Here is a 19,057-nt window from a genome sequence, read left to right as displayed (position 1 = left end):
AAGCTTACGCTTAATATTTAAAGAAACTTAAGGAATTACTATGCGTCACGGTAATAGCAATCGTAAATTAAATCGTACCAGCAGCCATCGTGCGGCGATGTTTCGCAACATGTCAGTGTCTTTGTTACGTCACGAAATCATCAGAACAACTTTGCCAAAAGCAAAAGAGTTGCGTAAATATGCAGAGCCATTGATTACATTGGGTAAAGATGCAACTTTAGCAAACCGTCGTTTGGCTTTTAGTCGCTTACGTGACCGTGATATCGTTGGTAAATTGTTTGGCGAACTTGGCCCACGGTACAATGCACGTAATGGCGGTTATTTACGCATCCTTAAATGCGGTTTCCGTAATGGCGACAATGCACCAATGGCTTTAGTAGAATTAGTTGATCGTCCAGATACAACGACTGAAGCAGTTTCTGCAGAATAAATTCGGTTAAGTTAACACCAAAAAAGCCAGCATTATGCTGGCTTTTTTGTTATGCGAACGGTTCATATTATTTACGTTTATGAGTTAACGCAAAAATAATGCAATATCTGCTGAATTAAAAGGCCAGTCTAATTCTGCTTTTGTATCTTCGCGTTTTAATACAGGAATACGTATTCCATACTCCAATAATAGTTGATCGTCATCCGCGATTTCAACGATATTAACTGTTTCAACATTTAGCTCTGTAAGCAACGTTTGCGCTAGTTCGCATAAATGGCAATGAGATGTGCTATACAAATAAAGCATATAAATAAAGTTTTTTGATTAACACTACAAATTTTCATGTGAACAAATTCAAGCTTATTATAAGTGTTAATTTTCGATTAAATATCGGATTAAAAGACTATCGCCAGATAAAATAAATCATAATAACGTTTAATGTTGGTAATCGGTTGTAAGGTTTTGCATGACAAATAAAAATGAAATAAAAGAAACTTCCAAAGAAAGCTTAGGCGAGAGTCTGAAGCAAGTGATTACGCTGCTTGATAAACACAAGCTATTGGAAAGCCTTGTGCATAAACAAGATATGCCAAAACATGATCTCGTCGAACAACTGGTCCATAAACAAAATGTCAGCGAGTTACAAAAAAAATTAGATGCCTTACATCCGGCTGACGTTGCTTATATTTTAGAAGCGTTGCCACTGGATGAGCGTTTAAAAGTTTGGGAGTTAGTAAAAGCCGAGCGTGATGGTGACATCTTATTAGAAGTGTCTGATTCAGTCAGGCAAAGTCTGATTGCAGACATGGATTCAGATGAGCTTTTAGCTGCAGCTGAACAATTAGACACAGATGAACTGGCCGATTTAGCACCTGATCTGCCAAAAGATGTGTTGCAAGACTTGATGGATAGTTTGGATTCGCAAAATCGTGAACGTTTGCAGTCTGCACTTTCTTATCCTGATGCTGCGGTTGGCGCATTAATGGATTTTGATATTGTGACGATTCGTGAGGATATTACTCTAGAAGTCGCATTACGCTATTTACGTCGCTTAGCTAGTTTGCCTGACCATACCGATAAAATCTTCATTGTGGATAGACATGATATTTTGCTCGGTGTACTGCCGCTTAAAACCTTGGTGGTGAATGATTTAGATGACATCGTTGCGGATGTGATGATTGCAGATGCGGTCGTGTTTCATCCAGAAGATGTTGCGGATGAAGCGGCCAGCGCGTTTGAACGTTACGACTTGGTGACGGCGCCGGTCGTTGACCGTAATAATAAGTTAGTTGGCCGTATTACGGTCGATGCCGTGATGGATTATATTCGTGAAGAATCTGATTCTGATATGTTATCTATGGCAGGTTTACGCGAAGAGGAAGACTTTTTCGCATCCGTATGGAAATCCGTGCAAAACCGTTGGGCTTGGTTAGCTATTAATTTAATCACCGCCTTGATTGCTTCTCGCGTGATTGGCTTATTTGAAAACTCCATTGAGAAAATAGTTGCACTGGCGGCATTAATGCCAATCGTTGCAGGTATAGGAGGCAACTCTGGTAACCAAACCACCACAATGATTGTGCGCGGTTTAGCGCTAGGGCAAATCGCTTCACATAATATGCAGTCGCTGATTAAAAAAGAACTTGGCGTTGCGCTGCTAAATGGTTTATTTTGGGGTAGTGTGCTTGGTTTGATCGCATATGTATTGTATGGAAATTATCAATTAGGCATGGTCATGATGTCCGCAATGACACTTAACATGTTATTAGCCGCAATAATGGGTGTAACGATTCCATTGGTGATGAACAGGTTTGGGCGCGATCCTGCAGTAGGCTCAAGCGTATTAATCACAGCGATGACCGATAGTGGCGGCTTTTTTATCTTTTTAGGCTTGGCCACTATTTTCTTAATATAAACTTTTTGTTATATAAACTGACTTAACACAGTGTTAATAACGAATATCAACAATCAATATGAATAACGAAATTTTCCTTATCTGGCAAGAAATACAAGCAGACTTATCTACATCAGTAGTGCTGTGGCAATTGGCGATTATTATGGCCGCCGTTGCAATCGCGCACGGAATCAATGGCATGTTGCGCAAGTACGTAATGGAACATGCGCCGCTACATTGGAAAATAGCGATAGGCAGTATTAATCGTGTACTTTTTCCACTCACCAGTTTAATTCTCATTTTAGTCGGGCAACTCATACTGGAACATTGGCAGCATATCGGTTTATTGAAACTGGCTAACCGGCTTTTCTTGGCAATGGCAGCCATTCGATTAATTGTGTATTTTATGCGTTATATATTTACGGGTGCCTGGCTTAAAACCTTAGAAAACGTTGCTGCGTGGACAATATGGGGTTTGTTGGCTTTACATTTAACCGGCCTATTACCACAAATCATGGATAGTCTAGCAAGTGTCCAGTTTAGTATAGGTAAGAATCCAGTTAATTTACTGTTGATTATTCAAGGCCTATTTACAATTGTCATTACTATTTTTATTGCTTTGTGGATTAGCCGTCTGTTTGAAAATAAATTGATGCGCGCTGAGCAAGTGAATATGAATATGCGCGTGGTATTAACCAAGCTGATTCGCATTGTATTGTTATTTGTCGCCATATTGATTGCATTATCAGCTGTCGGTTTAGATATTACTTTGCTATCCGTTTTTGGTGGTGCGCTGGGCGTTGGTTTGGGTTTTGGCTTACAAAAAATCGCCAGTAACTATGTCAGCGGATTTATTATTTTATTAGATAAATCTATGCAAATTGGTGATGTGATTGCTGTAGATAAGCATTATGGTGTCGTGCACGATTTGCGTTCGCGTTATATGGTATTGAACAAGCTGGATGGCACAAATGTCATTATTCCCAATGAGACATTAATTACTACTGCGGTGGTGAATCATTCATTGATGGAGCACAAGGGGCGTGTACAGATTAACTTTACCATCAGCTATGACTCTCCCATTGAATTGGCTGTTCAGTTAACACGTGAGATTGCATTAAAACACTCACGTGTGTTGGAAATGCCTGCCCCCGTTGCATTCATAAGAGGGTTTGGCGAGCAAGGTGCAGAGCTTGTATTAACCGTTTGGATAGCCGATCCTGAAAAAGGCGCTAGCAGCTTGCAATCTGCTTTGTATTTGGATGTTTGGAAAGCCTCTAAGCTTCATGCAATTCGTTTTGTGAAACCGGCAGATATTAAAGTTGAGTAATTCGGCATTTAAAATGCTTAGTATTAAAAAATACATAAACGATACACAATAAAAAACCCGCATTTGCGGGTTTTTTATTGATTAACTAACGCTATTCAGCATTAATTAATTCTATTATTTAAGTTTTGTTTCTTTGTAAATCACATGTTTACGTACTACTGGATCAAATTTTTTGATTTCCATTTTTTCTGGCATAGTACGTTTGTTTTTTGTAGTGGTATAGAAATGACCTGTACCAGCACTTGACTCTAATTTAATTTTTTCGCGCATTTTGTTCTACCTTTTAGATTTTTTCGCCGTTAGCGCGTAATTTGGCTAACACAGAATCAATACCGTTTTTATCAATTGTGCGCAATGCAGCATTAGTAATGCGCATACTTACCCAGCGATTCTCTGATTCAACCCAAAATTTACGATTTTGTAAATTTGGTAAAAAACGACGTTTTGTTTTGTTTTGTGCGTGAGAAACATTGTTGCCCACCATTGGCTTTTTGCCAGTTACCATACATACACGTGCCATAATAAACCCTTTAAACAAGGCATTTAGCCTTAAATGCTGTGCTTTTTTAGAAAGACCGCAATTATAGTATGAAAGCCTAAATTTATTCAAGCTAAATGTCTGTTTTTATTTATTTAACTACTTAATAATTTAAACTTGTATTTTAATGTTCGGACATTCTGAATTTGCGCACGTTTAGTGCTTGCCTGTACTGCCGAAGCCGCCTTCGCCGCGATCACTTTCTGTAAATTCATCCACCACATGAAACTCTGCCTGCACTACCGGCACAATGACTAATTGCGCGATACGTTCCATCGGATTCAAAATAAACGCCTCTTTACCGCGGTTCCAACAGGAAACTAGCAATTGACCTTGGTAATCTGAATCGATTAACCCTACCAAGTTACCCAAAACAATGCCGTGTTTGTGGCCAAGCCCAGAGCGCGGCAAAATTAACGCGGCGTAATAAGTGTTATCGATATGAATCGCCATGCCAGTAGGAATCATCACTGTTTCATTGGGCTGAATAGTTTGCGTGTGTTCAATGCACGCACGCAAATCAAGCCCTGCAGAACCTTGCGTAGCGTAACTTGGCATCATATGATGCAGGCGGTTATCTAAAATTTTTAAATCGACTGAAATGGACATGGCAATCTGAAGTGATGATTAAAGGTCATATTAAACACTAAATGATGATTAAAATCACTAGGCGAGGCAGATTGAGCTGATGTGATTTCAGATAAGCATTTATTAATGATTAAACCCAGTGCTTAAAAAGTAAAAACCAGCTAAAAGCTGGTTTTTATTCGTGCATTATCTCATTTAATTAAACTACTAGAATTTATAGCTGGCACTTAGCCCTAATAAATAGTTTCTATCTGCCGCTGGTTCAAAGAATAGATTGTTGCCATCATTTACTCTTACAGAACCAATATATTCTTTATCAAATATGTTTTCTACACGAATATATTCTGCAAAACTCCAGTGCTCTAAGTTTTGTTTAAATCCTGCACGTACGTTGAAGATCGCGTAAGAGTTGGCAGTGTCGGCATTCAAATCATTAACATATACTTTACTGTTGTAACGGCCTTCAATGGCGGTGCTAAAGCCTAATGGCTGATATTTCCAACTAATTTCACCATAAATTTGGCTGCGATAAGTACCTGGAATTTTGTTTCCTGCTAAAACAGTGCGAGTTGTGGTTACATTATTTGCGATGGTTGTGTATGAGAAATTATCTTTAAACTCTGCATCTAATAAAGTGTAAGAAAAATAAGTGCCAATATCATTAGCAAATGAAGAGTCGATTGATAGCTCAATGCCTTTACGCGCTGTTTTGCTGGCATTTGTAAAAGACGAGCGACCAGCATTGGTCAATGCAGTAACGATTTCATCATTTGTGGTGGTTTTAAATAAAGCTAAATTGACAAGTGTGTTGTCAGCAATAATGGCTTTTGCCCCCACTTCATAATTATTACTTTCTGATGGTTTTAGTGCCAAATTTGGTTTGCTTGCAACATTGTTACTTACGTTATCAAATGCGGCTTCAACAAAAGTGGGCGTTTCAAAACCTTTACCAAAGTTTGTATACAGATTAAACGTAGGGGTAACTTTCCATATAGCGCCAATGACAGGCGTCGTTTTTTGATACTCAACAGTACCGCTATTATCTCCATTAAGGGCAAGATCATCGTCAACCTCAAGCTTTACTTTAGTGCGTCGTGCGCCCGCATGAATGTCTATTTTGTCTGTAATGCCTAATTTACCTTGAATGTATTGATCAAAATTACTAGCAATATTCTCTTCTCTACGATTTAGCTGATTAACAGGGTTACCAAGACTGAGAGTATTAGTATCTAAACGGTCATCAGTTTGTTTTCCGTAGGTAAGACCCAAGCTAATATTATATGGCATCGCACCAAGTGAGCCTTTGTTATCCCAGCGAGCATCCATGCCATAAAACTCTCGTTCAATTTCACTCAGGCGCGCACTGGTGGTTGCGCGAGTGGTAGCATTTGCTGTAGTTGTTAAAATTTGTGCATTATTTCGGTTGCCTACGTAAGGCGTAAAAGTAATCTTATTGTTTTCGTTAAATGCATGTTCTATATTGAATCCAATTTGTGTGTGATCTCTTTTAACGCTGGTGTTAGCAAAATCTACAGCAGGTACTACGGAATCACGCGTGTTGCTATTAAATGCTCTTGCTCTATCAAGGCCTAGTGGATCTTGTGCTTCTTGATCAAACCAGTTAATAAGAGTGGTGATTTTTGTAACGTCACTGATGTTAAATTTGAATTTTGCAGTGGCTTGTTGTTTATTACTTTCGCTATTGTCACGATAACCATCGCTTTCAAAGTTAGAAAAGTTGAGTAAATACTCTACGCCATCTGCTTTGCCTGCAGCTTCTAATGACTGACGCTTTGTATCGTAACTACCAAACATAACGGTTGCGCCGATTTCTGGTGTTTTAGGTGCATCTTCTGTAAATAGTTGGATTACACCGCCAGACGAATTGCCGTAAAGTGCAGAAAATGGCCCGCGCATGACCTCTATACTTTTGATTGCAGATAAATCTACAACGCCAGGCTGACCTTGACCATCTGGCATGGTTAATGGAATGCCGTCTACATAAACGCGTACGCCACGCACGCCAAAGCTTGAGCGTGAGCCAAAACCGCGGCTTGAGATTTGTGGGTCTTGCGCAGACTGTGTACGGTTTTGTGCAGTGATGCCTGGAATGCGAATTAAACTTTCAGATAGCGTCATTTGTAATTGGCCAGCTTGAATATCTTCTTGATCGACTACATCAATCGCAATCGGCAAATCAAAACTGTTTTGTTCGACACGTGTACCAGTTACCACTATGGGGGCAAGTTGAATGACTTTTTTCGACTCATCTTCCGCAAAACTGGTTGGTGAATAACTAAATGCAGACAATATGGCTAGCGGAATAAGTTTGAATTTGAGGCGAGTATTAAGATAGGCGTGGCGTACAGACATAATTGATTCTTAACAGGAAAAAGTAAAGCTGCATCATAAATACAAATGCCGATAATATGCATCAGCATTTTCATGATTTTTGATTAAGATTGTGGGTTTTTAGACGTTTTTTACAACAAACTAGATATGTGCATCAAAATGCGTTTTGCAACTTCAGTTTTATGCGCGCGCGGCAATGGGTGAATGCCTTTTTCATCAATTAATGTCACTTGATTATCATCGCTGCCTAATGCGCTTATCACCTCGTTCGCCACGATCAATGGCAGTTTTTTGGCAATACGTTTTTGGCTAGCGTATTCAATTAAGTGTTCACTTTCTGCCGCAAAACCCACGCAAAATGGAGGGCTTGGTAAACTGGCAACATCTGCCAAAATATCTTTAGTTTTCTTTAGATTCAAACTCAGTGGTTTCTCAGTTAAATAATCAGTTTTCTTGATTTTTTGCGCAAGCGTATCCACTGGCGTGTAATCAGCAACGGCGGCAACGCTGATAAAAATATCCTGTGTAGAAATATTTTGCATAACAGCTTGATACATGGCATCGGCACTGGTTGCGCGAATATTCGTTACATTTTCAGGCGCGTTAATTGCGGTTGCGCCACTGATTAACGTCACAATTGCACCCATATCTGTTGCGGTTTTTGCCAAAGCGTAGCCCATTTTCCCACTACTTAAATTAGTGATGGCGCGCACAGGGTCGATCATTTCAAGCGTAGCGCCTGCCGTAATTAATATGCGTTTGTCAGCAAATAATTTTGGGGTGAAATATGTGGTTAATGCCTCTAATAGATTCTCGGCTTCTAACATACGGCCCAAGCCTATTTCGCCACACGCTTGTTCGCCTGAATCAGGTCCTAAAATAGTGATGCCATCAGTGATTAATTGGGTGATATTGCGTTGCGTGGCGGGGTTTTCCCACATTTGTTTATTCATCGCAGGTGCAACTAAAAGCGGGCAATCTCTTGCCAAACATAAAGTAGACAATAAATCATCCGCACGACCATGCACCAGTTTTGCTAGAAAATCGGCACTGGCAGGTGCAATTAAAATCGCATCTGCTTCGCGACTTAATTCAATATGTGGCATGCCGTTATTAACGCTGCTATCCCACATGCCCGTAAAAACAGGTTTGCCAGATAGCGCTTGCATAGTAACTGGCGTAATAAATTGGCAAGCCGCTTCCGTCATTACCACTTGCACATCAATGTCTGATTTCACTAACAATCGCACCAACTCTGCAGCCTTATAAGCAGCGATGCCGCCTGTTATGCCTAAAACAAGTTTACGTAATATTGGTTTTTTATTTGCACTCATGCTGTGATTTTATATCAAAGCCTAAGCAATTGCGATGCGCGCAACTATTTGCCAAGTTAATGCTGATAAACTGGCAAAAAACCAACAACGAGAGCGTTATGTGGAAAAGTCTTAGAATCTTTATTTTGCTGATTGTTTTGGGTACAGCTATTCAGCAAATATGGTTGGATAAAGCGGATTTAGATTGGAAAGATAATCTCTATGTTGCGGTTTATCCAATTAACGCAGATGCTGAAGATAGCGAGACGGCTAAGGAAGTAAACACTTACATCAGTACGTTAACACGCGATGATTTTGAGCCAGTCGCTGCATATTTTGCGGAACAATCTGCGCGCTACGATCTTGGACTGCGTCGGCCAATTGAGGTGCAATTAGGTGACGTAGTACATGAGATTCCAGCTGCGCCGCCAAAAAATAATAGCTTGTTAGAGACGATTATCTGGAGCTTGAAGTTCAGGTATTTCGCTTGGAAAAATAGCCCTAAAATGTCTGTTAAGCCTGATATTAAACTTTATTTACTTTACCATAATCCCAAAACTCATCCGGTATTAAGCCATTCAACTGCGCTGAATAAAGGGCGTATCGGCCGAGTTAACCTGTTTGGCGATGCAAAATATGCTAAGAAAAATTTAGTTATTTTGTCACATGAATTGTTGCACACGCTTACTGCTACCGATAAATATGATTTACAAACCACACTACCGATTTTCCCCGATGGATTCGCAGAGCCGGATAAACGGCCGCTTTATCCACAAGACTTTGCCGAACTAATGGGCGGGCGAATACCGTTAAGTGAGTCGCGCGCTGAAATTTCAGCAAGCCTTGCGCAGACAGTGATTGGACATAAAACTGCGCAAGAAATAGGATGGTTAAGACCTGCAAAGTAAAAGTCATCACAATAAATAACGCAATAAAAATCATCGGGAGAATAATAATGATAGGCTCTATATGGCAATAAGAGATTGGCCTGCGGCAGAACGGCCGCGTGAAAAATTGGTTGAACTGGGCGCAGAAGCGTTGTCAGATGCTGAGTTACTGGCGATTTTTTTACGTGTAGGAGTAGTGGGCAAAAGTGCGGTGGATTTAGCGCGCGATTTGCTTACGCAATTTGGCAGTTTGAATGGAATATTCAGTGCAAGTGAATCTGAATTAAGCCAAGTGCATGGCATTGGCGCTAGTAAATATGTGCAATTACAAGCGATATTTGAAATGAGCCGCCGCGCATTAACCGAGCAGTTGCAACAAAAAGATGTGTTCGAATCGCCAAAACAAGTACATGATTATTTAGTGTTAAAACTAGGTAATCTGAATAAAGAAGTATTTTTAGTATTGTTTTTAGATGCACAAAATCGTTTACAGGCCAGTGAACAGATGTTTAGCGGCACGCTGACAGAAACCAGCGTTTACCCGCGCGAAGTAGTGAAACGTGCGATGCATCATAATGCCGCGGGTGTTATTTTTGCGCACAATCATCCTTATGGCATCGCGAAACAAAGTCAGGCTGATGAGTTGATCACCAAACAACTTAAACAGGCTTTAGCGTTGGTGGATGTAAAAGTATTGGATCATTTTATTGTGGCGGGAAATCACACTATGTCTTTTGTAGAGCGCGGATTGCTTTGAGACTTAAGATTTTGAGGTTTAGAATATTTAAGAATACCTGTAGAGAATGGAGATGAAAATGTTGGGAGTTTTTATTAAAATTTCATCAAAACATCATTTCGTTAAAGCATCTTTACGGTTGCTTAAATTATTTATTTGATAAGTAAAATTTATCAAATAAATAAATACAATTAAATTTAATGTTAACTGTAATCTGTGTATGATGTTGTTCAAGGTCAAAAGCAACGGAATAAATGTTTTGACAGGCTGTTTTTATACAGCGTATTTTTTTAATCAGTGAAAAGGAAATAATCATGGCAAGAGTACCAAACGTAACTTTTAAAACCCGTGTTCGCGATGAGAGCATTGGCGGCGAGAACCCATTCCGTTGGCAAGATGTAACATCTGACGACATTTTTAAAGGCAAAAAAGTGGTGATTGTTGCGCTTCCAGGTGCGTTTACACCAACTTGTTCAAGCACACATTTACCAGGCTATGAAGCTAAATTTGCTGAATTTAAAGCGGCTGGTGTTGATGATATTTACTGCGTAAGCGTGAATGACGCCTTTGTGATGTTTCAATGGGGTAAAAACCTTGGCGTTAAAAACGTGAAAATGTTGCCAGATGGTAACGGTGATTTCACACGTGGCATGAATATGTTAGTGAAGAAAAACAACCTTGGTTTCGGTGACCGTTCATGGCGCTATTCAGCATTAGTAGTAGACGGCGAAGTGAAACAAGTTTTCGCTGAAGCTGGTAAATCTGATGATTTTGGTGATGATCCATTTGAAGTTTCTGATGCAGACACGATGTTGAATTATTTGAAAAAATAAGCACATTCGCATTAAAAAGGGCGATGTGATGTGCATCGCCCTTTTTTGTTTAAAACACTTTTTGTTGAATATCAAAGCAAGAAAATCTTAAAATTAACTTAGCACGACTATATTAATTAGCATATTAAAGAGAAATAAATTGTCTACATACACTCCAACAACTCAATACGATTATGATCTATTTGTAATAGGCGCAGGCTCTGGCGGCGTACGTGCGGCACGCATGGCAGCTGGCTTGGGCGCAAAAGTCGCGATTGCAGAAGACCGCTATTTTGGCGGTACTTGTGTGAATGTGGGTTGCGTACCTAAAAAATTGTACGTGTATGCATCACAATTCTCTGAGAGTTTTGCTGCGGCGGCTGGTTTTGGCTGGAAAGTAGGCGACTCTGCATTTACTTGGTCAAATTTAGTGGCCAGTAAAGATAAAGAAATCAATCGCTTACAAAGCGTTTACGATAAATTGTTACGTGACAGCCAAGTGTTTGTGCTAAATGGTCGCGCGACATTGGTAGGCGCGCATACTGTAAAAGTAGGCGATAACACATATACGGCAGAACGTATTTTAGTCGCTACTGGTGGCTGGCCATTCGTACCAGAAGTTGAAGGCAAAGAACATATTGTTACTTCAAATGAGATTTTTAATTTACCTGTGTTGCCTAAACAAATGGTGATTGTTGGCGGCGGGTATATTGCCGTGGAATTTGCTGGTATTTTGCATGGCTTGGGCGTGGATGTAACGATTTTTGAGCGTGGTGCTAAAGTATTGCGCGGTTTTGATGAGGATATTCGCGACTTCTTAATCGCAGAGATGACCAAAAAAGGCATCAAGTTTATGTTTAACACCAGCGTAGACAAGATTAATTTGGATTGCGAAGGTTTAAGTGTACACACCACAAATGGTGAAACCGTCGCGGCTGAGTTGGTCATGTACGCTACTGGTCGTGTGCCTAATAGTAAAAATATAGGACTTGAGGCATTAGGTGTGACGCTGGATGCAGTGGGTGCGATTAAAGTGAATGCTGACTATCAAACCAATGTGCCGTCTATCTATGCACTGGGCGATGTGACCAATCGCGTGAATTTAACACCGGTGGCGACATCTGAAGGTATGGCTTTAGTGAACAAGCTGTATGCGGCACACGATAAAAAAGTGGATTACGATAATATTCCAACCGCTGTATTCAGCCAGCCTAGTATTGGTACTGTTGGTCTAACCGAGGCGCAAGCTTTGGCAAAATATCCAGCGGATATTGATATTTACAAAGCTGATTTTAAGCCAATGAAAAATACATTATCAGGTAGCAGCGAGCGCACACTCATGAAAATGGTAGTGGTGCGCAGTACAGATAAAGTCGTTGGTATGCATATGGTAGGGCCAGATGCAGGTGAGATTATTCAAGGTTTTTCTGTAGCGATTCGTGCAGGTGCAACAAAAGCAGTATTCGATAGCACTATCGGCATACACCCGACTGCGGCTGAAGAGTTTGTGACAATGCGTAAACCTGCAGTGTCATTTTAGTAAATACTGGCCTAAATAAACCGTTAACTATTAACGAAAATTAGTTACCAAAACCTTTGCCGCTGCGCGAACCTGTTTGATAATCTTTATCGCCAGGCAAAATGCAGCGGCCAAAGCCAAAAAAAGTGCCTTGGCTGCCTGGTGGACAATTAGCAGCAGGGTCAAGCTTGATAGCAATTTCTTTGGCTTGGGCTGCTTTTTGCGTATTCACGAACTCCCACTTTCCATTGGCGTGCAAAATCACACTTTCACTACTGGTCGTTTGTGCCTCAATATCCGGATGGGCGTCATCGGCATAAACATTCATCGTGCTTAAACAAATCCCAACCGCTAAAATTTTAGCCAATTTGGCAGTATTGGTTAAATATATAGCGTGTTTTAAGTGATGTTTAAACATGATTTTTCCCATACATTTGTACTTTTAAAATTTACCGTGCATTTGCACTAGTTTTTTCAATTCAGGCACGCAAGATCCGCACTCAGTTCCGCATTTGAGCTTGGCTTGTAGTGTAAGTAAATCTGCACCTAATTCAATATTGTCGATAATTTCATTTTGCGAAACGTCTAAGCAGTTACACACGATTTTGCCACGACCTTTTTGTCCAGTTGGCGGCGTAACGACAGGTGCCAATGCCCAGCGACGTAATTCATCTGTAAATCTGCCGCTCGACATTACATCTTTTAACCAATCGGCTGCTAGTGTTTCGCCCATCAAACGCACACCGGTCACTTGGTCATTCTCCACTAAAATACGTTTGCTAATGCCACGTTTAGCATCGTTGTAGTTAAGCAGCGGCATCTCGTCTGTCATGCCTAAAATCGTGTCGATTTGGGTGATTAAGTCCATTTGTGGGTTATCAGATATTGGCGTATCTGCGTGCGCTGCACGTAATATCAGCATGCCGATACCATTGGCTGATTCGCGACTAAATAGGCCGCAACTTGCGTACTCAAAATGCGGTAGCAAGGCACGAATTTCTTGCAGCATGCCCAAATCACTTACGGCGCGCATCACTGTCATGCGCCACGGCAGCTCTAGTTTCTCAATTTTAATGGCAGTATGTTTCAGTTCAGGCTGTTTTGATGTTTTATCAAAATTTGGGGGCATTAACGCATTAACACCCAAACCGTGCATAAATTGCCTGCCCCAATGCATGGCGATAAAGGTCTGCGAAGGCTGCACATCGGTAGAAGCTTGCGCAGGCAAAACCATGCTGCCGCGCTTGTTTTGTACTTTGACGATATCGCCATTTTTAATACTGCGACGCATCATGTCATCCGCATTCATCTGGATGGCTGGTTCTTCTACGTGATTAAATAACTGCGCAGTTGTACCTGTACGGCTCATGCCATGCCACTGATCGCGCAATCGACCAGTGAGTAAATGCAACGGATGACGCGCATCGGTTTTATCTGTTGTGCCTTTGTATACGGCGTTTAAAAACTGCGCTTTACCGTTAGGTTTTTGAAAAACGCCATCGGCATAAAGTCGGGCTAAGCCTTGTGATTCGCCTGTTTTAAATGGCCATTGTTGCGGACCATTTTCGTTGAGCAAACCATAACTCAAGCCCGTAATATCCAAATCACGTCCGCGTGTGGATTCGCGGTGTTCGTTGAAAATATCTTCAGTCGTATTAAAGGCAAATAAATCGGTATTTTTAGCTAGTCGTTTTTCTAAACGCTGTGCAAAATCGACCATAATCGCCCAGTCGTGCTTGGCTTCAGCTGGCGGCGGCACGGCGGGATTTACACGCGTGATACGGCGCTCTGAATTGGTGACAGTACCTTCTTTTTCGCCCCAAGTGCTTGCTGGCAACAGTACATCTGCATACGCGCAGGTATCAGTATTATTGTAAGCGTCCTGCACGACGACTAATTCCGCATTATTCAATGCAGTCAATACGTTATTCAAGTCGGGCATGGAATGCGCCGGATTAGTACAGGCAATCCAGATGGCTTTAATTTCACCTGCTTTTACCGCGTCAAACATTTCAATCGCTGTTTTGCCTGCAGTTTCAGGCACAGAATCAATGCCCCACAGTTTGGCGACTTCTGCGCGGTGTTCGGCATTATCTAAGTCGCGATGGCCAGACATCAAGTTTGCCATGCCGCCTACTTCACGTCCACCCATGGCGTTTGGCTGACCTGTGAGAGAGAACGGACCTGCGCCTTTTTTGCCGATTTGGCCTGTTGCTAAGTGCAAATTAATCAGCGCGGCATTTTTGTCTGTACCATGAATACTTTGGTTAAGTCCCATGCAGTACATGCTTAATGTTGGGCCAGCGCCAAACCATTTAGCGGCTTGGATGATATCTGACTGTTTAATACCACAAATATCCGCCACCATTTTAGGCGTATATTCGCGTAGAGTTTCCTTTAGCTCATCAAAACCATTGGTGTGGGCGTTAATAAAGGCCATATCTAGCAAGCCTTCCCACAACATCACATGCAACAAGCCATTAAATAAGGCAACATCGGTGCCAGGTAAAATAGCCAAATGCAAATCGGCTGAACGAGCAGTGTCAGTTTTGCGTGGGTCAACCACGATGATTTTTAGATCGGGATTCTTTGTTTTGGCATCTTCAATACGCCTGAAAATAATCGGGTGCGCAAATGCGGTATTGCTGCCAGCGATAAACAGGCAATTGGTATGGTCGATATCTTCGTAACACGCGGGCGGTGAATCTGCGCCTAATGTGGCTTTGTAACCTGCAACAGCCGAGCTCATACATAAACGTGAATTAGTATCGACGTTATTCGTGCCAATCAAGCCTTTAGCGAGCTTGTTAAACACATAATAATCTTCGGTTAACAGTTGGCCTGAGATATAAAATGCGACCGAATCAGGCCCATGTTTTTCGATGGTTTGCGCAAATTTTTCGGTTAAGTAATCCAGCGAAACATCCCACGAAACACGCTTGCGTGGGGCTTCACGAGTCAAGCGCATCTCTGGGTACAGCAGGCGATTATCCAGTTTGGCGGTTAAATGTAGCGTAGAGCCTTTAGTGCAAAGTCGACCAAAATTGGCGGGATGCTCTGTATCGCCTTTAACGTCAATAATCTTATCGTTGAGTGAGTGAATAATCACGCCGCAACCAACGCCGCAGTAGCAACAAGTACTTTTAGTTTGTTTGATTAAAGTGTCCAATTTACTAGTCTTTATTTACTGGCCTTTTAATTCCAAATATACAATACCGTCTTCCACTTTGGTATTAAAACAGGCGGTTTCGCCCACATCTGGCTCTTCCGCTTTGCCGTCTACTAAACTAATTTTCCAGGAATGCAACGGGCAAGCGACTTTATCGCCGTACACAATGCCTTGCGACAAAGGCCCTGCTTTATGTGGACAGCTATTGTTAATCGCAAAAATGCGGTCGTCTTCTGTACGAAATACGCCGATGTCGAATTCTTTTTGCTCACTATCTTTTGTGCGCACAACGCGCGCGCCTAATTTAGGGATGTCTTCAAACGGCGCTACTTTAACCCAATTGCTCATGTTTTAACCTTTGTACTAAATAACTTTAAATATGCAAAAAACGTGGAAAATACTTAACACTCAAAAACTCACAACTTTAAGAAGTCCCTCATCAAGAAACCAAGAGTAAGTAAATTAAGAATATATTGATCATAAATGAAAAAATGGCGATCCATTGCCATTTAACTAATCTGGCGCGTGCAATCAAGGGTGTACGCGCTGGTGCTAATAGTGGCTTAAGTTCGCCATGTTCTAATGCAAGCAGCATTTCTTCTGCGGTTTCAAATCGCAATTGCGGATCGCGCGCAACGGCTTTTAAAATGATATTTTCTAACCAATACGGAATATCAGGCCGGTAACGCGTGAGCGGGGTAGGTGTGCCGAACTTGGGATGCTGGAACGGCTCAATTTCGCCATAAGGATATTTGCGCGTCAACAAATGATACAGCGTAGCGCCTGCGGCATAAATATCGGTTTGTGCGTTTGCCACTGCACCGTCAAATAACTCTGGCGCCATAAAACTAGGTGTGCCAGGATTTTGTGTGGCGCCAATCATCTCAGCGCCCGTACTTAATGCCACACCCAAGTCTAAAATGCGCAGGCGTTGGTCACTGGCCTGATGAATATTCGCTGGCTTAATATCGCGATGCATAATATTCAAGCGATGCAAGGCACCAATGCCGCGCATGATATCCATACCGATTTTGGCCGTACCTGCAACGGTAAAATAGTGTCCATTATCCAACCGTTGCTGCAATGTTGCGCCTTCGTGCCAGCTCATCACAAAATACAATTTGCTACGATTCTCAAGCGATAGCGTCAATACCTGCGGGATATATTGCGATACAACGCGCTTGCCCAGCCACTCTTCGTTCAGCAAGCCATTGCAGCTTTCGATATCGTTGGTCAGCGCGGGCTGTAGCGTTTTTAATACGAATAATTGTTTAGTGCTAACTTGGCGTACTTTGTAAAGCAAACTTGCACGTGATTCGTGCAAAATATCTTCTACTATAAAGCCATCAATGGAATCATTAATCGCCAGTTTTGGCGGCAAAGCCAAGTGTTTTCCACCTGCGATGCGCTCACTTAAAGTATCTGCGCCCAGTTGTGTAATCTTGACGATAACAGCAGTTGAATTATCTCCGCTTTGCTGAGTTAGCGCAGTTTTGGTGAGATGATTAGCAATCATCTGCACGCTGTCGAATTTTTTTAAGCCTTCATGAATGGCTTTTTCGCCTAAGGTTTCCCAGACGCCATCTGTCATCAAGGCAAAAATATCGCCTACATGCAGGGCGCCTTCGGTCAAATCTACAGACAAATGTGCATCCAAACCGACCGCGCGTTTTAACACGTGGCGCATATCTGGCCTATCCCAAACGTGGTCGGTAGTCAGCTGGGTTAACACATTATCACGCAGCAAATAGATGCGCGTATCGCCAACGTGTGCCAGATAATAACGCTGCCCGCGCAAAATAATCAGTGATAGCGTAGTCGCCATTCCAGCCAGATCGCGATTGGCATTCGCTTGTGAAATCAACCAGCGATTAGCAGCGGTAATCACTTTATCTAATGCGGTAGATGGTTCCCAGGTATCTGGCGTGGCGAAGTAATCAGTCGAAATATTGCGAATAGTCATCTCAGACGCTTCACCGCCGCCCGCGTTACCACTTACGCCATCAGCCACCGCAATAAGTGAGCCTTTGATATTCAATTGCTCATTAATCGGCGTCACCACACCTACGTAATCTTCATTACGCGGTCTTGGCCCTGTGAGGCTAGATTGACCTATTTCAAATTTTAGCGACATGTGGTGATAGCGTTATACAACTGAGTAATGAGTTTTGTTTTTGAACGACATGTTTTACTTTAAGTAAATAAATAGCTAAGTTAAATGCTAATTTAGCTTAAATTATACTTTGGCTGCGGTGTTAACCGCGCTGCCCCAAGTGGTTCTCCAGCGTGTTTTTACACCACTTAAACCAATCATTGCCAATACGGCAAGGCCTGCAAAAATCAATATACCTATTTGGTAGTTGCCAGTTACTTGCTTAACGTAACCCAAGCTTGCCGCCAAATAAAAACCACCTACACCGCCGGCCATACCTACTAAACCAGTCATGACGCCGATTTCTTTGCGGAAGCGTTGTGGCACTAATTGAAATACTGCGCCGTTGCCCATACCTAATACCGCCATTACTGGAATAATGATAGCCAATGCTAATTGGTAAGTTGGTTGCCCAAAACTCATGATAAACAACAAGATTGCAGCAATTGAATACATGGTGAGTAATGTGCGAATGCCGCCGATGCGGTCAGCGATCATACCGCCGATTGGGCGTACCAATGAACCTGCAAACACGCAAGCTGCCGTACAATAACCGGCAACCACTGGGCCTAAGCTGTACAGATCATTAAAATAAATTGTCAGTGATGAAGCCAAGCCAACAAAGCCGCCAAAAGTAACGCTGTAGAAAAACATAAACCACCAAGCGTCTTTGTCTTTTAATATCGCCATATATTGGCTTAATGATTTTGCGCTAGGCGTTTCTGGGCTATCTTTTGCGTAAATTAAATAGATCGCAAAGGCAATGCCCAGTGGGATTAGTGCTAAACCAAATACACTATTCCAGCCGTATGCCACTGCCAAACTAGGTGCGAATAGGGCGGCAAATACGGTGCCAGAATTACCTGCCCCTGCAATACCTAAAGCTGTGCCTTGGTGTTCTGGCGGATACCAGCGGCTAGCTAAAGGTAGAGCGACCGCAAATGCGGCACCAGCAAAACCTAAACCAACGCCCAGTAATAATGTATGTTGAAACGTTTGCAAACCATGCAGCCAAGCAGTTAACAAACTTAAAATAACGATGATTTGCCCAATCGTACCGGCATTTTTTGGCTTAATTTGGTCGACTAAAACACCCATAAAGATACGCAATAGTGCCCCTGCAAGTACAGGCGTGGCGACCATCAAGCCCTTTTGTGCGGGCGTTAGATTCAAATCGGTGGCAATTTGCACTGCCAATGGCCCTAGTAAAACCCACACCATAAAACTTAAATCAAAATACAAAAATGAGGATAGTAAGGTTGGTGTGTGGCCAGCTTTCCAAAAACTGCTTTTCATTTGTTTATTCCCAATGTGATTTATTTTCAGTCACAGAAAGC

At 41.9% G+C, this 19,057-nt stretch carries 18 protein-coding genes; 7 read left to right on the top strand and 11 right to left on the bottom strand.

Annotation, left to right across the window (positions count from 1 at the left end; genetic code table 11):
- The first annotated feature begins 40 nt into the window (after positions 1-40).
- Positions 41-430, top strand: coding sequence for a 50S ribosomal protein L17 (gene rplQ / locus METVE_RS0102395; protein ID WP_020166854.1), 390 nt, complete (start codon positions 41-43; stop codon positions 428-430).
- A gap of 84 nt (positions 431-514) precedes the next feature.
- On the opposite strand, the gene METVE_RS0102390 is transcribed toward rplQ, so the two are convergent.
- Positions 515-736: a glutaredoxin family protein gene (locus tag METVE_RS0102390; protein ID WP_020166853.1), complete on the bottom strand. Its 222-nt coding sequence runs from the start codon at positions 734-736 to the stop codon at positions 515-517.
- 160 nt (positions 737-896) lie between these two features.
- Between METVE_RS0102390 and mgtE the strand changes: the two genes are divergently transcribed.
- Together mgtE and METVE_RS0102380 are read left to right on the top strand one after the other, a co-directional pair.
- On the top strand, positions 897-2,345 hold the full coding sequence (gene mgtE, locus METVE_RS0102385; protein ID WP_020166852.1) for a magnesium transporter: 1,449 nt from the start codon (positions 897-899) through the stop codon (positions 2,343-2,345).
- A 58-nt stretch (positions 2,346-2,403) separates the two neighbouring features.
- Positions 2,404-3,654, top strand: coding sequence for a mechanosensitive ion channel family protein (locus METVE_RS0102380; protein WP_020166851.1), 1,251 nt, complete (start codon positions 2,404-2,406; stop codon positions 3,652-3,654).
- A gap of 114 nt (positions 3,655-3,768) precedes the next feature.
- Here METVE_RS0102380 and rpmG read toward each other — a convergent pair whose 3' ends face one another.
- The 5 genes from rpmG to coaBC form a co-directional block, all read right to left on the bottom strand.
- Positions 3,769-3,924 (bottom strand): 50S ribosomal protein L33, encoded by a 156-nt coding sequence (gene rpmG, locus METVE_RS0102375; protein WP_020166850.1) that lies wholly within the window; start codon positions 3,922-3,924, stop codon positions 3,769-3,771.
- A gap of 13 nt (positions 3,925-3,937) precedes the next feature.
- Complete coding sequence (gene rpmB, locus METVE_RS0102370) at positions 3,938-4,174, bottom strand: 50S ribosomal protein L28 (protein ID WP_020166849.1); 237 nt, start codon at positions 4,172-4,174, stop codon at positions 3,938-3,940.
- A gap of 174 nt (positions 4,175-4,348) precedes the next feature.
- Positions 4,349-4,801, bottom strand: a complete 453-nt coding sequence (gene dut / locus METVE_RS0102365; RefSeq protein WP_020166848.1) for a dUTP diphosphatase — start codon at positions 4,799-4,801, stop codon at positions 4,349-4,351.
- 186 nt (positions 4,802-4,987) lie between these two features.
- Complete coding sequence (locus METVE_RS0102360) at positions 4,988-7,153, bottom strand: TonB-dependent receptor family protein (protein WP_020166847.1); 2,166 nt, start codon at positions 7,151-7,153, stop codon at positions 4,988-4,990.
- A gap of 110 nt (positions 7,154-7,263) precedes the next feature.
- Complete coding sequence (gene coaBC / locus METVE_RS0102355; protein ID WP_020166846.1) at positions 7,264-8,466, bottom strand: bifunctional phosphopantothenoylcysteine decarboxylase/phosphopantothenate--cysteine ligase CoaBC; 1,203 nt, start codon at positions 8,464-8,466, stop codon at positions 7,264-7,266.
- Between the two features lie 98 nt (positions 8,467-8,564).
- On the opposite strand from coaBC, the gene METVE_RS0102350 reads away from it, so the two are divergent.
- The 4 genes from METVE_RS0102350 (at position 8,565) to gor (ending at position 12,420) form a co-directional block, all read left to right on the top strand.
- Positions 8,565-9,353, top strand: coding sequence for a hypothetical protein (locus METVE_RS0102350; RefSeq protein WP_026361977.1), 789 nt, complete (start codon positions 8,565-8,567; stop codon positions 9,351-9,353).
- A 61-nt stretch (positions 9,354-9,414) separates the two neighbouring features.
- Positions 9,415-10,089 (top strand): RadC family protein, encoded by a 675-nt coding sequence (gene radC / locus METVE_RS0102345; RefSeq protein WP_020166844.1) that lies wholly within the window; start codon positions 9,415-9,417, stop codon positions 10,087-10,089.
- Between the two features lie 293 nt (positions 10,090-10,382).
- Positions 10,383-10,901, top strand: a complete 519-nt coding sequence (locus METVE_RS0102335) for a peroxiredoxin (protein WP_020166841.1) — start codon at positions 10,383-10,385, stop codon at positions 10,899-10,901.
- A 139-nt stretch (positions 10,902-11,040) separates the two neighbouring features.
- Positions 11,041-12,420 carry a glutathione-disulfide reductase gene (gor, locus tag METVE_RS0102330; protein WP_020166840.1) on the top strand — a complete coding sequence of 460 codons (1,380 nt, stop codon included), beginning with the start codon at positions 11,041-11,043 and terminating at the stop codon, positions 12,418-12,420.
- A gap of 40 nt (positions 12,421-12,460) precedes the next feature.
- On the opposite strand, the gene METVE_RS0102325 is transcribed toward gor, so the two are convergent.
- From METVE_RS0102325 to METVE_RS0102305, 5 genes are all read right to left on the bottom strand, one after another.
- The gene (locus tag METVE_RS0102325; RefSeq protein WP_232415362.1) at positions 12,461-12,817 is read right to left on the bottom strand and encodes a hypothetical protein; all 357 of its coding nucleotides are present in this window, start codon (positions 12,815-12,817) and stop codon (positions 12,461-12,463) included.
- Positions 12,818-12,841: 24 nt separating this feature from the next.
- Entirely contained in the window at positions 12,842-15,568 is a 2,727-nt protein-coding gene (locus METVE_RS0102320) for a nitrate reductase (RefSeq protein WP_020166838.1), read from the bottom strand.
- 15 nt (positions 15,569-15,583) lie between these two features.
- Positions 15,584-15,916, bottom strand: a complete 333-nt coding sequence (gene nirD / locus METVE_RS0102315; RefSeq protein WP_020166837.1) for a nitrite reductase small subunit NirD — start codon at positions 15,914-15,916, stop codon at positions 15,584-15,586.
- A gap of 91 nt (positions 15,917-16,007) precedes the next feature.
- Positions 16,008-17,702, bottom strand: coding sequence for a bifunctional protein-serine/threonine kinase/phosphatase (locus tag METVE_RS0102310; RefSeq protein ID WP_020166836.1), 1,695 nt, complete (start codon positions 17,700-17,702; stop codon positions 16,008-16,010).
- A gap of 102 nt (positions 17,703-17,804) precedes the next feature.
- Entirely contained in the window at positions 17,805-19,016 is a 1,212-nt protein-coding gene (locus METVE_RS0102305) for a nitrate/nitrite transporter (protein ID WP_020166835.1), read from the bottom strand.
- Positions 19,017-19,057: the final 41 nt, after the last annotated feature.

It is taken from the genome of Methylotenera versatilis 79, from assembly GCF_000384375.1.
Lineage (GTDB): Bacteria > Pseudomonadota > Gammaproteobacteria > Burkholderiales > Methylophilaceae > Methylotenera_A > Methylotenera_A versatilis_B.
The sequence above is the reverse complement of the archived record's forward strand: the minus strand, read 5'-3'. Positions and strand labels throughout refer to the sequence as shown.

What these genes read in the sequence shown, in the direction of transcription:
- rplQ (WP_020166854.1), top strand. Translation starts at nt 41, where the DNA reads ATGCGTCACGGTAATAGCAATCGTAAATTAAATCGTACCAGCAGCCAT.
- METVE_RS0102390 (WP_020166853.1), bottom strand. Translation starts at nt 736, where the DNA reads ATGCTTTATTTGTATAGCACATCTCATTGCCATTTATGCGAACTAGCG.
- mgtE (WP_020166852.1), top strand. Translation starts at nt 897, where the DNA reads ATGACAAATAAAAATGAAATAAAAGAAACTTCCAAAGAAAGCTTAGGC.
- METVE_RS0102380 (WP_020166851.1), top strand. Translation starts at nt 2,404, where the DNA reads ATGAATAACGAAATTTTCCTTATCTGGCAAGAAATACAAGCAGACTTA.
- rpmG (WP_020166850.1), bottom strand. Translation starts at nt 3,924, where the DNA reads ATGCGCGAAAAAATTAAATTAGAGTCAAGTGCTGGTACAGGTCATTTC.
- rpmB (WP_020166849.1), bottom strand. Translation starts at nt 4,174, where the DNA reads ATGGCACGTGTATGTATGGTAACTGGCAAAAAGCCAATGGTGGGCAAC.
- dut (WP_020166848.1), bottom strand. Translation starts at nt 4,801, where the DNA reads ATGTCCATTTCAGTCGATTTAAAAATTTTAGATAACCGCCTGCATCAT.
- METVE_RS0102360 (WP_020166847.1), bottom strand. Translation starts at nt 7,153, where the DNA reads ATGTCTGTACGCCACGCCTATCTTAATACTCGCCTCAAATTCAAACTT.
- coaBC (WP_020166846.1), bottom strand. Translation starts at nt 8,466, where the DNA reads ATGAGTGCAAATAAAAAACCAATATTACGTAAACTTGTTTTAGGCATA.
- METVE_RS0102350 (WP_026361977.1), top strand. Translation starts at nt 8,565, where the DNA reads ATGTGGAAAAGTCTTAGAATCTTTATTTTGCTGATTGTTTTGGGTACA.
- radC (WP_020166844.1), top strand. Translation starts at nt 9,415, where the DNA reads ATGGCAATAAGAGATTGGCCTGCGGCAGAACGGCCGCGTGAAAAATTG.
- METVE_RS0102335 (WP_020166841.1), top strand. Translation starts at nt 10,383, where the DNA reads ATGGCAAGAGTACCAAACGTAACTTTTAAAACCCGTGTTCGCGATGAG.
- METVE_RS0102325 (WP_232415362.1), bottom strand. Translation starts at nt 12,817, where the DNA reads ATGTTTAAACATCACTTAAAACACGCTATATATTTAACCAATACTGCC.
- nirD (WP_020166837.1), bottom strand. Translation starts at nt 15,916, where the DNA reads ATGAGCAATTGGGTTAAAGTAGCGCCGTTTGAAGACATCCCTAAATTA.
- METVE_RS0102310 (WP_020166836.1), bottom strand. Translation starts at nt 17,702, where the DNA reads ATGTCGCTAAAATTTGAAATAGGTCAATCTAGCCTCACAGGGCCAAGA.
- METVE_RS0102305 (WP_020166835.1), bottom strand. Translation starts at nt 19,016, where the DNA reads ATGAAAAGCAGTTTTTGGAAAGCTGGCCACACACCAACCTTACTATCC.